Source organism: Fructilactobacillus sp. X2R6C1 (genome assembly GCF_059901295.1).
Genome location: NZ_JBWXUZ010000001.1, coordinates 36,932 through 51,804, shown reverse-complemented (window position 1 = coordinate 51,804; position 14,873 = coordinate 36,932). Strand labels below are relative to the sequence as shown.

The window sequence follows — 14,873 nt, the reverse complement described above, 5'->3', positions numbered from 1 at the left end:
TATTAAAGAAACCGCCAGGATCTTTTTATCATTATGTGTTTAATATTTATTTATGTTTATATCCCTCAATACTTGTGGCCTGACATATATACATACGACAATCTAAGCTGTTGTTATTAGTTATTTTTGATTAATATGAAAAACTTTTCTCACATTCAAAACTCCCGCAAACGAAACTTGATTTATCTTTAATTATAGTGATGAAACCACCTTCTCAATCTTTAATTCCACAAGTTATTTCATAAATAACGGCCTTTTATGACGTAAAAATCTGATTGACTAAGTGGTTAAGCGTTTGCGCAAATTGTTTAAATTAAGTTGGTCAATTACAGCTAAAGTCACTCAAACTTCTTGACCCCTTCTACAAGCGATACACGTCATTCAAACTGTAAACAATTCCACTAATCTTTAAGAACGGTTAAAAATAATGGTCCCGTTGCCCGTCATACCAACACTTCAATTGATTTCATGTTTATTTTTTAAAATAAACATGTTTCTCATTAATCCTCATACAGGCATGCCCGGTTAACCGTTTTCTTAATTTTATAACAACAATAACCTTAATTTCAATCTTAATTGAGATCGTTTTGCTTTTTATAATTTTATTAGATATGATAATTCCATGCAGTTAGCAGTTATGAAATAAAATTTGAGGAAATGAGAAATGAACAAAAAACGAGTCACCATTAGAGAAGTTGCCAAACACGCCAAAGTTTCAACGGCCACCGTGTCACGGTTCTTAAACAACCATCTGAACTCGATGTCCAAGAACACGGCGAATCGCATTAAGCGATCAATCAAACACCTCGGGTACGTTCCTAACTCAATGGCGCGTGGCTTAAGCCGCCAAAACGACAGTGGGAGCATCATTGCGGTGGGAGTATCAGACATCGAGGATCCCTTTTCAATCAGGATGTTTGAGGGAATCCAGGACCAACTGTCCATTTACAAGTACATCCCCTTACTGATTAATTCCGCCAGTAAGTACAAAAACGAACGCGACCTCTTTCTAGCCTTAGATACTAGCCTCATCAGGGGCGCCATCATTCATCCCGTCAACAGCCACATCAAGGACATTGCCGAACTTTTAAAACCGCGTTTCCCCGTTATTTTGACCGATAAATCCATTAACGATGGCTTTTTTTATAATATCGTCATCAACAACTTTGCGATTTCTCAGAAAGCCGCCGCCTACTTTAAAAACAACCTGGGACTTTCCAAGTTAATCTTAGTTACTAACGCCGAAAGCGAGATGAAGGTCGTCAGAGAGCGCGTTGCCGGGATTAAATACGTCTACCCCGAACCTGATATTACAATTGTCAAGCCCGGTTATTCCAAAACGTCACTTCATCGTGCCTATCATGAAATCGTTCGCCAATTAAAAAAGCAACCCAACAGTTTGATTTTCTGTCTAACGGAAAAGTGGTTGTTAAGCTTTTTGCCCCGGTTGTTGCGTAACAACATTATTGACCGCGACAAGATTCCAAACATCACTGGATTTGTGAGTTCCAACATCGTTAACCTAATTCAGCCAAAAACGAAGTGTATCAGGACAGACGCATACACCATGGGAAAATACGCCGCGCAACTCATGTACGACATCTTAAACAAAAAAGTGGACCCAAGTAAAAAACGCTACATGGTCCACGCCAAATTTGAATAATATCTGTAACCGACTAAGTCCATGCTTAGCCGGTTTTTGTCTAATAAATAAAAAGTGCCACTTCTGAGAAGCAGCATTTTTTGGAGTTTGAAGCTATGTGTGCTCCAGAAGTAGGAAGCATTGTGAAAGTATCTTTTTTGGAGCGACTAAAGAATAACATGGCAAAATGCCTTACCAGATGTCGTTTAAACCCCACTCAAAGTAATAATGAAAGATTTACTGCCAAAACGCCACCTATCACGTTTAGTTAATCGTTTACGAAACTTATCTTAAGCCTAATCGAAGCTCAAAAAAACTTTAGACCATCGTCAAGCTCATCCGCGCCAATCACTTCAGCTGTCCTAACTCTTGTTTAATGATTATTTCAAAATCATAATTAGTCTCTTTTTATTATTTTGGTGATATACTCCTCTCATCGACTAGTTGAGAAACATTTTTATCGGACTCCCTAACTAATATAGATACTTTTTAAACCTCGATAACTCACAAGCGTCAGGCATCCAAAAACTAATATACTGTCAACTTAACTAGCCGAATCTTCCTAATTGCTCTGACTTCTTCAGCGAAGCCAGGGTTTTTTCTTTTGGATTTTTGGTAATACTTAGATTATTCTATTTAAGGGAGGAAAATAGATGATAAATTGGTTTGATTTATTCTTTATGATTGGTACTTTGTTGTTAACAGTACTTCTAATCTTACTAGGTATCTTAGTACTGTACTTGTGTATCCGCCTAGGAATAAAACTAAATAGGTTCTTAAAAACAGAAGAAGATAACCATGAAAAAAGGCATTAAATTATTAGTCATTAGTGTTATGCCATTAGCTTCTGAATCAAAACTAGCAAATTATTTATAAATATAATTTGCTAGTTTTTTTGTTTATTTAAAATACTCTTCAGCGAACGCCCTCGTCTTATTAACGTAGACCTGTCCCTCTTTGTTCAAAGAATCGGCGTGTGTCGCGTGGTTCACAATCCACAATTTCTTAGGACCGTGGTCGTTTTTATAATTGATATAGGCGTCTTTTACGGGAACAAACTTATCAGCATTGCCATGAATGATGAATAGTGGAATTTGATTATGCGCTAACGTCTGCTTCGTGTCGGCATCGTAGAAGTCGTACTTAGCAAAAATATCACCGTAGATGCGGGCAATGGGTAAGATTGGGAAGGTCGGCAGGTGAAACAACGTTCCCAGTTCATATTTCAACTCATCATAAATACTGTTATAACCACAGTCGGTAATCGCAAAGTCAACGTTGTGCGGGACCTTTGGCAAAGTAAAGAGAACGGCAGCCGCTCCCATACTGACACCAAACATGCCAAGTCGTCCATTCGGTATTTTCTGGTTAATCATGTTCATCCAGGTCACAATGTCAGACCGATCTTTCCACCCATAACCAGCGTACTCACCCTGACTGTGACCAAATGATTCGTCATCGGGTGCGAGAACGTTATAACCATCATCATGAAACATTCTAATGTAGTTATTCATTTTGTGCCCGGTACTTCCGTAACCGTGGATTACGATCATGGTCTTATTCGTCGCTTGCTTAGCTGGTAAGTAGTAAGCCGTGAGTTTTAGGCCACCCTTGTTCGTTTGGTGCCAAATCTGGGGCTTTTGTTCTTTAATCCAAGTGGTGTTAACCTTTTCGCCGACCTGCGTACTGTATCCACCCCGTTTAAACGCGAAGTTAAACAGGAAGTAGGTTCCCACAAAGATTAAAATAATCACGGTAATTACGATGGCAATTGTAACTTTGTGCCAGCGCTTCAGCTTTCTTTTTTTCATAATTTCGCTCCTTTTTGCAACACTTGCCATTATACGGGCAGAGCGATTCAAATCATGATTAATTTTTAAGCATCGCGTGGTACCGGTAACTAGCCAGCTTCAGACAAGTTACAGATTAATTTGAATGTCATTATATTAATCACAAATCGTTTTAGTTTGCTTAAAGCTAACTTTCAACTAAAATGTAAGATATAACTAACTAATAATAAGTAGGGAGTAATTAAATTGAAAACAAGTCCAATAACTAAAATGCTTGGAATTAAGTATCCAATCATTCAGGCGTCACTCAACTGGCTAACTGACGCTAAGTTTGTCGCTGCGGTCTCAAATGCTGGTGGTCTCGGGACGTTTGGCCCAAACGCTGGCAAGACTAGTCCCACTCAAGATGCCACGGAAACGTTAAAAAAGCAGATTAAAGAGGCCAAACAGCTCACCGACAAACCCTTTGCTGTCAACATGATTGTCGGAAGTGAAGATGAGTTTGATTACCCAGATAAGACCTTTAGAGCTGCTTTTAACGCTGGGGTTAACATCTTCATCATTTCTGGTGTCATCAATCCAAAACTTTTTAAAGAAATCAAGGAATCCGGTAGTACCCTAATCTTTCGCGAACTCAATCCGTCCGTTAAGGGCGCTCAAAGAGCTGAAGAATTAGGCGTCGACATCCTGATTGCCACTGGTTACGATGAAGGTGGGATCATTCCAACGACAGGCCTTGGGACGTTTACCACCATTCCACGCATTGTGGATGCCGTCTCCATTCCAGTCGTTGGCGCTGGTGGTATCACGGACGTTCGTGGTGTACGCGCTGCCTTTGCACTGGGTGCTCAGGGAGTCTACGTTGGAACTCGGTTCATTGTGACTGACGAAAACCGGACTTCAGACGATGCCAAAGAAAAAATCATCAACTCCACGGTTGATGACGTGGTCCTAGTATCTCCTAACCAACGTTCAATCAAGAATCCGCTAGCTGATAAGTGGGCCAGGGAGTTTCAAAATGGCGTCAAAGACACCTACGAACAAACCCGCAAGGCCGGTGGCGTTCGTCCTGCCATGCTTGACGGCAAACTTGATGACGGTGTCATTTCAATTGACGTTGGTATCAACAACATTCACGACGTCAAGAGTGTTCAAGCAGTAGTGGACGAAATGATGCAGGATTTTCAAAAATAAATCTTAATAAAAAGCTTCAAGTGGCGTGTCTATCAGCCATTTGAAGCTTTTTTATTCTACTTTGCTAATTCTTAATGTGATAAGATGTTTCCTATGTGATAAATTACATAAATTCTTACAAAGGAACGTTCAATTTGAAAATCATTAAGAAAATTCTCAACCTTTTTAATACCAGAATGGGCTTCTTTCTCCTGTTAGTGATCCTGTTCTGGTTCAAGACCCTCTACGCTTACTACCACGTCTTTTACCTCATCCCAGCGAGTCGCATGCAGCACATCATTTTACTAATCAATCCGCTGGCTGCGATCATCATCACGCTGAGTCTGGCGTTGTATTTCAAGCCCGCGAAGCTCTTTTATCCTTTTATCATCTTCATTGACTTCTTAAACACCGTCTTACTGTACATAAACATCGTCTACTTCCGGGGTTTTCTGGGCTTTATGACCGCCGACACGATGACAACCGGTCATTCCAACTTAAACGGTGGGTTAATTACCAGTGCGACCGCCCTTATCAACAAATGGGACGCTCTCTACTGGCTTGATTTAATCGTGATTATCCTGTTACTAGCATTTCGCGTTATTAAAATCGACAAAAAGCCTTTGAAGCTTAAGTTTAGCTTACTAACCACCCTGGTTGGCGTTCTCTTTTTGTTTCTCAACCTTTTTCTTACTCACGTCGACAATCCCAACCTGTTCGCTCAGTCAAGTACGCAAAGCAAGCAGAATGACATCGTGAAATACATCGGAATTGACAACTACACCGTCTACGACTGGACCAAGTCCATTCAGACCAACATTGCGCGCTCAACCGCCAAGAAGTCCGATTTAAATGACATTTTAGGCTTTACGAGAAAACACTACGCTGCCCCTAATCCAGAAATGTACGGGAAAGCGCGCGGAAAAAACGTGATCGTCATTCACCTAGAAAGTTTTCAACAGTTCTTGATCGACAAAAAGGTTAACGGCAAGGAGGTAACGCCTTTTCTGAATAAAATTTACCATAGTCAGTCGACCAACTCGTTTGACAACTTCTATCACCAAGTGGGACAGGGACGAACGGCCGATGCCGAAAACATGCTTGAAACCAGCACGTACGGACTTCCCGAAGGCTCCTTGTTCTCTCAGTACGGAAACGACAATACCTTTCAGGCAGCTCCCGCTATTTTGAAACAGCAGCGAAACTACACGTCCGCCGTTTTCCACGGTAACGACGCCAATTTCTACAACCGTAACAACACCTACAAACGGCTTGGTTTTCAATATTTCTTTAGTTCCAAAGATTACAACATGAAGGGCGATCGGACCGAAGGCATGGGCTTAAAGGACAAGTATCTGTTTCAAGATTCCAACAAGTACTTAGAGAACCTTCAACAGCCCTTTTACGTCAAGTACTTGACGGTCACTAATCATTTGCCATACGTTCTGGACCAAAAAGACCAGAGGCAGATGCACTTTAAGACCGCCAACACTGACAACCCTGAGGTCAATAACTACTTTGTTACCGCCCACTACCTCGACCAGTCCGTCAAAGAATTTTACGACTACCTGCATCAGACGGGACTTGACAAGAACTCAATGATTATCATCTACGGTGACCACTATGGTTTGATGGACCAGGATGAACGCAGTCTGGCACCGCTTTTAGGCGTCAAACCAAACGATTGGAACGCTTTTGACCACAGCCAAATCCAAAAAGTTCCGTTTATGATTAACATGCCCGGAACCACTGGTGGTAAAATCCACCACACGTACGGCGGTGAGATCGACGTGTTACCAACGGTTCTCCATCTTCTCGGAATTAATTCCAAACCATACGTTCAGTTTGGAACCGACCTCTTCTCCAAGCAACACGACCAGGTGGTTGCCTTTAGAAACCGTGACTGGGTCTCACCACAGTTCACCTCCACGAACGGCACGGTTTATGATAATCAGACCAAACGTCAGCTTCATCCAAGTCAGAAGCAGCAAAACCAAATCAATCAGAACCAGCACCAGGTCAACCACGAACTGGAACTGTCGGATAAGCTGAATAAAGAAAATCTTCTTCGTTTCTATCATCTCAAGGGCTTTAAGCCGGTTAATCCAAAAGATTACCACTACAACCATGAATTGAACCGGGAAAAACAACTTGAGAAACAGTTGGGCCAAAAGTCAACGAGTTTAGCTTCCCTGGACAAATAAAAATAGCACTTAACTCACATGAGTTAGGTGCTATTTTAGTCTTTTATTTATTTAATACCTGTGAAATGGCCGTTGCCATCCGTTTAATTCCTTCATCGATCTCATCGTCATTCATGTTGGAAAAGTTTAAGCGGAAGGTCCCTGGTTTTACCTTACCCGCGTAAAAGGAGGACCCAGGAACAAACACCACGTTGTTTTTTAAACAAGTCTGATACAGTTCCTCCGTGTTCACTCCGGGAACTTCAACCCAGATGAACATCCCACCTTCAGGATGACTGTGGCGCACGTTCTTTGGGAAGTACTTATCAATGCGGTCCATCATCAGATTAGCCCGATGCTCGTAGGTATCGGTAATCTTCTTGATGTGGTCGTTAATATCCACGTCATCTAAGTACTGGGACACGATGTACTGGGTTAAGTTATCCGTATGTAAATCGGCATTTTGTTTAAACAAGATGAACTTGTCCATAAAGTTTAATGGTGCATCGATCCACCCCAGACGAAGTCCCGGTGCTAGAATCTTGGAAAAAGAACTCAGATAGATTACCCCACCGTCATGGTCAAAGTGCTTGAGTGGCGGTAAGTATTTGCCAGCGTAACGAATGGCACCGTATGGGTCGTCTTCCAGAATTGGAATCCCAGCCTCTTTACCAATCTGAACTAACTTCTTCCGCCGCTCTTCCGTCATGGTCCGTCCGGTTGGATTCTGAAAGTTAGGAATCGTGTAGATAAATTTGGCCTGCGGATACTTTTTGATTAACTGTTCTAAGGCATCTGTCTCCATCCCGTCCTCGTCCATGGGAATGCCAACGATTCTGGCACCATAGGACTTAAAAACGTCGATGGCTGAGAGGTAGGTTGGATCCTCGGTCAAAACCACGTCACCAGGATTAATCAACATCCTGGAAACAATGTCAATGGCCTGTTCCGACCCCGTCACGATGCCAACGTTAGCAACCGTCGTATTAACGTGGCGTTCTTTCATAATGGCCACAATCTGCTGTCTTAGTTTTTCGTAACCAAGCGACTGCGAGTACTGCAGAACCGTTTGCCCATACTGTTCAAAAACCTGGTTTGCGGCCTTTTGGATCTCTGAAACCGGAAACAACTCGGGAGCTGGCATTCCACCACCTAATGAAATCACCTTGGGATCAGAAGCCGCTTTAAAAAGATCTGAAGTTACCGTACTAACATGAGCTGGCACGCCGCTTGCGTATCTAAATTCCATTTTAATCGCCTCACCGTACTAAACATTTGGTAGTTATTATTTAAAAGTTCACTGTAATTAAAGCATTACACTATTAGTATAGTACATTCAGCTTAAATGCGTCGCTATCACGTATCTAAATGACCTAATGCGTGCGGTGTCTCAAACCTTAGATTCGTTGGGATTTTTCACCCAATCATTTTCGTCATGGCCTACGCCGTTAATGACAATTCCATTGGTAATGACCCGTTCCAGCCGAAATCCAGCACGTTCAGTAACGTGATTACTCCGCTTATTATCAACGGCTACTTTAATGTGGATCTGAGTCAACTGATAATCACGAAAACCTAAGCCAATCATGAAGTTAAGCGCCCGGTAAACGATTCCCTTCTCGGTAAATTGGTTACCCAGCCAATAGCCAATCTCCGTGCTTTTTTGGTCATGATCAAACGAATTAAAACTGATCATCCCGGCAATTTGATCCTGATAAATAATTAATAAGTTAACTGACTTTCCTACCCGATAATGGGTTAGAGTTTGGTGTAAAAATTGCTGCTCCTGGGCAACTGATTGCATTGCATCCGCCCATGGCAACCACTTTGAAAGGATTGCGCGTGACCCCTTTACTAACTGATAGACCAATTTTGCGTCTTCTGGCTGGTCAGGAAGGCGTAACTCAATCTCACTGTCAACACGTTCCGTCCTCATTTCATCACTTCCCTACTTTCCGGCTTTTGAAATTGAGCCGTTTAAATCGTCGTATTCATTCTGACTCAGTTGGCCGATCTGCATGGCAACTCGCAAGCGGTCCACTTCTTTTCCGTGGTCAACGTTTGTGAGGTAATTACTTTCACCACGAATCGTATGGTCGTATTTGGCAGCTGTCAGCTTTCGTTTTAAAATGGACTGCGTAAAATCGTAGACACGACCATATCTGATGTGATGATAATCAAATTGGCACTGATTAATCTGAAACTTCAAGGCACCATCTGGAACGCCGCTTACAAACGTCATCTTTTCAATCATGGCTTGAGAATAGTGGCTGTCTGAGAAAGTACCAGCCACGTTTCTAAAAATCATCAATTCGTTCCCGGTGGTGACCAGGACGGTCGTCTCGGAATCTTCCTGATTAACCAGTAAGCCTCTGACCCGTTTTCTTGCCAAATGGTCCGTTAAATATTGGTCAAACTCTGAGCCAATCACCGCTTTTAATCCATGAAACTGATTTAAACCAATCCGCATTTGCGTATCCTTTCTATCCATACTTTTCTGTCACGACTTTTCTGTCACGCCTTTAACCATAAGGAGATCGTCATGAAAATCGAAGAACAACTCTTTACTAATCTAAAACCCGACGTTTCTAAACTGATTCGTTTTGGCTTTAGGAAACAAAACAACGTCCTAACGTACACCACTCATCTCCCACAAATCAACTTTTCGGTCACCATTACCGTTAAGCAAAATGGCGAGGTCAGTGGCAAAGTAATCGACGATGATTATCACGCCGAATACACTAACTTCCGGGTTGATAACCCAGAGGGCGGCTTCGCCAGCACCATCAGGCAAAAATACACTGCCATCTTAAAAAAGATTGCGCAGCAATGTTTCGACTACGCCCCAGTTAAAACGGGAACGAAGTGGCTCATCCCCGCCAATCCGAAATACTTTGACTTAGAAAAAGACTTCGCCAAAAACGGCACCATCATGTGGAAACAAACCACTCACATTCACATCGGCGATTTAGTTTACATCTACGTGACGGCACCAGTTTCCGCCATCACGTATAAGTGCATGGCCATCGAGGTGAATCAGCCGCACTACTACCACGATAAAAACATCATCATGCACTACGTTATGTTACTTCATTTGCTTACCAGATTTAATCCCAATGAATTTAACGCGGCCGTCCTAAAGAAGCATGGGGTTAAAGCCGTCAGAGGCCCACGTCACGTTCCTCAATCTTTAAGTCGGATTCTCAAATAATTATCACATTAATACTGAATATTTTGGTCTGCGACAATTGACTGGTAATTCATCTTTTCAAGCCATTTTGGTAAACTCAGGTTCTCCATGATGTTCATGTCAACGTCTGGAGTCAAAATCGAACCGCCAGGAACCGCATCAACTGGAATCGAAAAGTAGGGTCCAACGGTAATCGCGTTGCCAATCTCACCCGGTTTCATCATGACGTGGGCAAAGCCAATCCACAAACTGGCAAACGAAGTGCCCGCATCTTGACCACACTGGGCAATCGAGCGCGCGATGGCCTCTCTTCTTCTGGCCAAGAATTCGCCGAGGTCGTCCTCGTTGGGCGTGTTCCAGGTTCCAGCATCCTCAATGAACATGGAGGAATTATGAACGGGATCCTTCGCAATTGAAATGGCAATGGCGGACCAAACGCCGTAACTTTCACCCGGTTTTAGCGGGCGGTCTTCGATTGGTCGTTCGGCAGTCACGCCCTTGTTAGCACAAATAATGAAACTCCCCGGAGCTGGATAGTGCCGACGATTGTCAGCCGTTCCAAAGAATTCTACCAGCGAATCCTGCAGTGGTTTCCCATCGTAAATTGGTAGTTTCGAACCATCCCACTGGGTCACCTTAAACAACGGTTGTGCCCGATCGACTTCTGGATTTCTCAGGAGATCATATCCCAGAATGTGACCCTGAACGCCCGTGAAGCTGGAGGCCGTCATCATGTTAATCTGGCCAATGTAGGCGTTCTTACACTCGGCTCGGTCGTAAGATACGATTCCATCCAAGACGCCATCGTCCGTCTTTTCGCGGGTCCCGGCGTCAACTTTTAGGCCAGTAACATAGCCAGTCCCGAGATTTCCTGGCTCCATGTAACCCCGTGAATATTTTTGATAAGGACTAATCGCAATGCGGTCAATCCCCTCTTGATTTAAAATTTTGTCAATTTTAGCCATTTTTGGCCTCCTATAAGCGGAAAATTTATTTTGCTTTTGAGACTACGTTCATAATCGCCTAACTCAAAATCACTTGCAAGGAACATCACTTATTAATGCCCAAATGACGGTACTAAAACGATTTTATCTCCCTTTCTTATCAATCAATAAATATTTTATTAAAATTTCCTCATAAAAAGAGTGACACAATGTCAGCATTAGCGTTAAAATAATGTTAAGATTTACACAATAATAGGTGTGTATTGAAAGGAGATCCTAATAATGAAAAAAGTCTTAATACTAGGCGGTGGATTCGCTGGATTAAGGGCTTGCAAGCTTTTAGCTAAGAGTAAGGCCAATCTAGACATTACCTTGGTTAATAAAAATGCTTATCATTATGACTCGACCGGCCTCTACAAGGTCGCATCAGGAGATGAAGCACCAGAACGACTCATGTTTAGAATTACCGACATGATCAATCCTAAGATTCATTTCATAGAGGATGAAGTTATTAAAGTAAATGGTAAAGATAACACGGTCCAAACGAAAAACAACGGTGATTTAAGTTACGACTACCTGTTCAATGCGCTTGGATTTGAACCCGAAACGTTTGGCACCCCGGGTGCAGACGAGTTTGGTCTTCAGATCAGTGACATTGATAACTCAGTCGCTGACTACAAGAAGATTCAAACCACCCTGGATGCCTACGATGAGTTTAAGGATGCTAAGCTCTTGAACATCGTGGTGGTCGGCGGTGGTTTTACTGGCATCGAACTTTTAGGGGATCTCGTGCACATGGTGCCAAAATGGGCCAAAAAGTATGGTTTCAAAAAAGAAGAGTTCAAAATTACCTGTATCGCTCCGGGCTTTTTGCCAATGTTTAACAAAAAACTCGGTGACTACGCGCAACACTTCCTTGAAAAGAAGGGCGTTAAGTTCATCATGGGTGACACGGTGTCAAAGATTACGGCTGATGGTGCTTACTATGGTAAAGATGATAAATTCATCCCATCTCACTTAGTCTTCTGGACCGCTGGAGTAAAGGGATCTGACGTTATTCCCGATTCACAGTATCCAAACGAGAAACGAAACCGGGTCGTCGTTAACACGAACATGAGCTTAGACGACTTTCCTAACCAGTACATCATTGGTGACGTCTCAGCTGTTAAAGATGACAAGTCTGGTCGGATGTTTCCAACGACTGGTCAAATTTCCATCTACGAAGCGGACGTTGCCGTCAATGATTTCTTAAACAAACTAAATGGTAAACCCGCCATTAAGTTCGACTACAAATCAATGGGAACCGTTTGTTCACTTGGCCCATACAGTGGAATTGCCGAAATTTACATGTTCGGCATGACCTTTAAGTTAAAGGGATGGATTGTCCCAATCTTTAAGAACATGATCTTCAAGAAGAACGGACTTGAACTCGGAAACATTCGGACCATGTTAGAAAGTTAAATTGATTTAAGGAGGAACTATTCACAATGCTTAATTTAGGTTTAAGTGTTTTGCCGCTAGCGCGGATTCAGTTCGCTGAAACCACGATTTTCCATTTCTTCTTCGTCCCAATGTCAATTGGATTGGCATTGATCGTTGCAATCATGGAAACCTTCTATGCGGTGACCAAAAAACCAGTCTATAAGACGATGACGAGATTTTGGAGTAAGATTTTCTTACTTAGTTTCGCGGTCGGAGTTGTAACTGGTTTGATTCAAGAATTCCAGTTCGGGATGAACTGGTCTGATTACTCAAGATTTATGGGTGACATCTTCGGAGCGCCGTTAGCCATCGAAGCTCTGTTAGCCTTCTTCTTGGAATCAACGTTTATCGGGGTTTGGATGTTCACCTGGGACAAATTAAAACCCGCTTGGCACGCCCTGATGATTTGGTTGGTCTTCTTTGGTTCAGCCATTTCAGCACTTTGGATTCTATCAGCCAACAGTTTCATGCAACATCCAGTTGGTTACCGGATTGACCCTAAGACCGGACACGCTTTAATGACTAGTTTTAGCGCCATCCTGACCAACCAACAACTCTGGTACGAATTTCCCCACGTTATCTTCGGAGCCTGTGTTACCGGTGGTTTCATCGTTGCTGGTGCATCGGCTTGGATGATCTTTAGAAAAAAGTGGCCCGACTTCTTCAGAAAATCAATGCGAATTGGTTTAGTCGTTGGTTTGATTGCTGTCTGCGGTAGCTTCCTTAGTGGAGACCAACAGATGCTTTACTTAAGCCATCAACAACCAATGAAATTCGCCGCTGCTGAAGGTGAATTTGAAAACGTTAAAAGTCCAGCTGCTTGGACGGCCGTTGAATTCGCTCATACTAACGAACACCGTGCTAGTTTCAAGATTGAGATTCCATACATGATGGACATCTTGACCTACCACAAGCTAAGTGGATCGGTTACTGGTATGAATGAAACTAATGCAAAATTACACAAGAAGTGGAATAGTCAGTTTGGCAAAGATATGAACTACTACCCACCAGTAAACACTTTGTTCTACTCATTTAGAATCATGGTATTTGGTGCAATGACACTAGCTTTCTTAGCCATTTGTGGTCTTTGGTTCTCAAGGAAAAAGAAGAATACGATTGGGAAGCAGTGGTGGTTGACGCTACTGCTGACGGTTGGAACATTTGGACCGTTCATTATTAACACCTGTGGTTGGCTGGTTACTGAAAGAGGTCGTGACCCATGGGTTGTCTACGGATTACTGCCAATTGCCAAGGCGGTTTCGCCAAGTACGACGGCGGCTTCCGTGCTCTTTACCATTATTATTTACTTCTTCTTATTTGCCACTTTGGGTGTCTTCATGTTTATTTACGCACGAAAATCACTTTACAAGGGGCCTGAAGGTGTCGGCGATCACGAGAGCTACGATACCGAAGATCCATTTTCAAAGGAGGCTTTTGAGAAATGAGTTTATTACAACTTTTATGGTATTTCTTAATCGGATTACTGTTTGCACTGTTCTTAATTCTCGATGGAGCTGATTTTGGGGCCGGAATGTCAACAAGACTGCTGGCTAGTAATTACGACGAAGCAGCTTTGGTACTTCGAACGATTGGACCCCACTGGAGTGGAAACGAAGTCTTCTTGGTTGCCGCTGGTGGTTCAATGTTTGCGGCGATGCCAATGTGGTACGCCTCGTTGTTCTCCGGATTCTATCTCCTGCTGTTCTTTATCCTGGTGGCTCTAATTTTTCGGGGAGTCTCGTTTGAATTCTCCGAAAACGCAGAGACCAAAAAGGGCCGAAACCGATGGATGTGGGCCAACTTCTTCGGAAGTGTCTTCATCCCCTTCCTGTTCGGAATGCTTTTTACCGACATGATTCAAAGTTTGCCAATGGATGGTCAGGGTAACATCTACGTCACCTTCTTCGACGTTGTTAACCCACTTTCAATTCTTGGTGGAATCACGGTAACTGCTTTATGTCTCTACCAAGGCCTTCACTACATTTCCTTGCACACGGCGGGCTTAATTCGATACCACGCCTCAGCAATGGCATCCAACCTGTACTGGTTGGCTTACCCAGTGGAGATCCTAGTTGTGATTGCCTTATATTTCCAAACTAACTTTTTCGAGACACATTTGGTCTCAACTGTAGTAGTATTAGCATTAATCGTTGCTACAACTATTTGGGGTCAAATTGCTAGTGGCTCTGGTCATGAAGTACAAGCTTATCTTGCAAGTACCAGTACCCTCGCCTTACTAGTAATCCTGATCTTTATTGGTTTATTCCCTAACGTATTGGGTGCCAATGATCCAGTTCACACGATTTCAATCGCAAACGCTTCTTCATCACCATATACGTTAGTTGTAATGACCATCGTGGCATGTATCCTCCTACCGCTCATCGCGATCTACTTTACCTGGAGTTACGTCTCACAATGGCATCGCATTTCGCTTAAAGATATGGAAGATGCCAATTCTGGATATTAAAA

At 42.8% G+C, this 14,873-nt stretch carries 12 protein-coding genes; 7 read left to right on the top strand and 5 right to left on the bottom strand.

Annotation, left to right across the window (positions count from 1 at the left end; genetic code table 11):
- Positions 1-664 precede the first annotated feature (664 nt).
- Complete coding sequence (locus AC6UDF_RS00200; RefSeq protein WP_500693285.1) at positions 665-1,663, top strand: LacI family DNA-binding transcriptional regulator; 999 nt, start codon at positions 665-667, stop codon at positions 1,661-1,663.
- 878 nt (positions 1,664-2,541) lie between these two features.
- On the opposite strand, the gene AC6UDF_RS00195 is transcribed toward AC6UDF_RS00200, so the two are convergent.
- Complete coding sequence (locus tag AC6UDF_RS00195; protein WP_500693284.1) at positions 2,542-3,453, bottom strand: alpha/beta hydrolase; 912 nt, start codon at positions 3,451-3,453, stop codon at positions 2,542-2,544.
- Positions 3,454-3,678: 225 nt separating this feature from the next.
- Between AC6UDF_RS00195 and AC6UDF_RS00190 the strand changes: the two genes are divergently transcribed.
- Positions 3,679-4,626 carry an NAD(P)H-dependent flavin oxidoreductase gene (locus AC6UDF_RS00190; RefSeq protein WP_500693283.1) on the top strand — a complete coding sequence of 316 codons (948 nt, stop codon included), beginning with the start codon at positions 3,679-3,681 and terminating at the stop codon, positions 4,624-4,626.
- 134 nt (positions 4,627-4,760) lie between these two features.
- Positions 4,761-6,809, top strand: a complete 2,049-nt coding sequence (locus AC6UDF_RS00185; protein ID WP_500723718.1) for an LTA synthase family protein — start codon at positions 4,761-4,763, stop codon at positions 6,807-6,809.
- A gap of 43 nt (positions 6,810-6,852) precedes the next feature.
- Here the strand turns inward: AC6UDF_RS00185 and AC6UDF_RS00180 are convergent, their stop codons facing one another.
- The 3 genes from AC6UDF_RS00180 to hdcB form a co-directional block, all read right to left on the bottom strand.
- Positions 6,853-8,037, bottom strand: coding sequence for an aminotransferase-like domain-containing protein (locus AC6UDF_RS00180; protein WP_500696346.1), 1,185 nt, complete (start codon positions 8,035-8,037; stop codon positions 6,853-6,855).
- Positions 8,038-8,178: 141 nt separating this feature from the next.
- Positions 8,179-8,724 carry a GNAT family N-acetyltransferase gene (locus AC6UDF_RS00175; RefSeq protein ID WP_500696345.1) on the bottom strand — a complete coding sequence of 182 codons (546 nt, stop codon included), beginning with the start codon at positions 8,722-8,724 and terminating at the stop codon, positions 8,179-8,181.
- A gap of 12 nt (positions 8,725-8,736) precedes the next feature.
- The gene (hdcB, locus tag AC6UDF_RS00170) at positions 8,737-9,279 is read right to left on the bottom strand and encodes a histidine decarboxylase maturation protein HdcB (protein ID WP_500696344.1); all 543 of its coding nucleotides are present in this window, start codon (positions 9,277-9,279) and stop codon (positions 8,737-8,739) included.
- 51 nt (positions 9,280-9,330) lie between these two features.
- Here hdcB and AC6UDF_RS00165 point away from each other — a divergent pair, with 51 nt between their 5' ends.
- Entirely contained in the window at positions 9,331-9,999 is a 669-nt protein-coding gene (locus tag AC6UDF_RS00165; protein ID WP_500723716.1) for an MmcQ protein, read from the top strand.
- Between the two features lie 8 nt (positions 10,000-10,007).
- Here the strand turns inward: AC6UDF_RS00165 and hdcA are convergent, their stop codons facing one another.
- Positions 10,008-10,943: a histidine decarboxylase, pyruvoyl type gene (hdcA, locus tag AC6UDF_RS00160; protein ID WP_500723714.1), complete on the bottom strand. Its 936-nt coding sequence runs from the start codon at positions 10,941-10,943 to the stop codon at positions 10,008-10,010.
- A 261-nt stretch (positions 10,944-11,204) separates the two neighbouring features.
- Here hdcA and AC6UDF_RS00155 point away from each other — a divergent pair, with 261 nt between their 5' ends.
- From AC6UDF_RS00155 to cydB, 3 genes are read left to right on the top strand one after another with little or no spacing between them, the layout of a single operon-like run.
- Positions 11,205-12,383, top strand: coding sequence for an NAD(P)/FAD-dependent oxidoreductase (locus AC6UDF_RS00155; protein WP_500723712.1), 1,179 nt, complete (start codon positions 11,205-11,207; stop codon positions 12,381-12,383).
- 26 nt (positions 12,384-12,409) lie between these two features.
- Positions 12,410-13,849, top strand: coding sequence for a cytochrome ubiquinol oxidase subunit I (locus AC6UDF_RS00150; RefSeq protein WP_500693275.1), 1,440 nt, complete (start codon positions 12,410-12,412; stop codon positions 13,847-13,849).
- Positions 13,846-14,871 (top strand): cytochrome d ubiquinol oxidase subunit II, encoded by a 1,026-nt coding sequence (cydB, locus tag AC6UDF_RS00145; protein WP_500693274.1) that lies wholly within the window; start codon positions 13,846-13,848, stop codon positions 14,869-14,871. The genes AC6UDF_RS00150 and cydB overlap by 4 nt, the downstream gene beginning before the upstream one ends.
- The last annotated feature ends 2 nt before the right edge of the window (positions 14,872-14,873 follow it).

Bases quoted from the DNA above. Each gene is read 5' to 3' on its own strand.
- AC6UDF_RS00195 (WP_500693284.1), bottom strand. From the start codon at position 3,453: ATGAAAAAAAGAAAGCTGAAGCGCTGGCACAAAGTTACAATTGCCATC.
- hdcA (WP_500723714.1), bottom strand. From the start codon at position 10,943: ATGGCTAAAATTGACAAAATTTTAAATCAAGAGGGGATTGACCGCATT.
- hdcB (WP_500696344.1), bottom strand. From the start codon at position 9,279: ATGGATAGAAAGGATACGCAAATGCGGATTGGTTTAAATCAGTTTCAT.
- AC6UDF_RS00165 (WP_500723716.1), top strand. From the start codon at position 9,331: ATGAAAATCGAAGAACAACTCTTTACTAATCTAAAACCCGACGTTTCT.
- AC6UDF_RS00200 (WP_500693285.1), top strand. From the start codon at position 665: ATGAACAAAAAACGAGTCACCATTAGAGAAGTTGCCAAACACGCCAAA.
- AC6UDF_RS00150 (WP_500693275.1), top strand. From the start codon at position 12,410: ATGCTTAATTTAGGTTTAAGTGTTTTGCCGCTAGCGCGGATTCAGTTC.
- AC6UDF_RS00155 (WP_500723712.1), top strand. From the start codon at position 11,205: ATGAAAAAAGTCTTAATACTAGGCGGTGGATTCGCTGGATTAAGGGCT.
- cydB (WP_500693274.1), top strand. From the start codon at position 13,846: ATGAGTTTATTACAACTTTTATGGTATTTCTTAATCGGATTACTGTTT.
- AC6UDF_RS00175 (WP_500696345.1), bottom strand. From the start codon at position 8,724: ATGAGGACGGAACGTGTTGACAGTGAGATTGAGTTACGCCTTCCTGAC.
- AC6UDF_RS00180 (WP_500696346.1), bottom strand. From the start codon at position 8,037: ATGGAATTTAGATACGCAAGCGGCGTGCCAGCTCATGTTAGTACGGTA.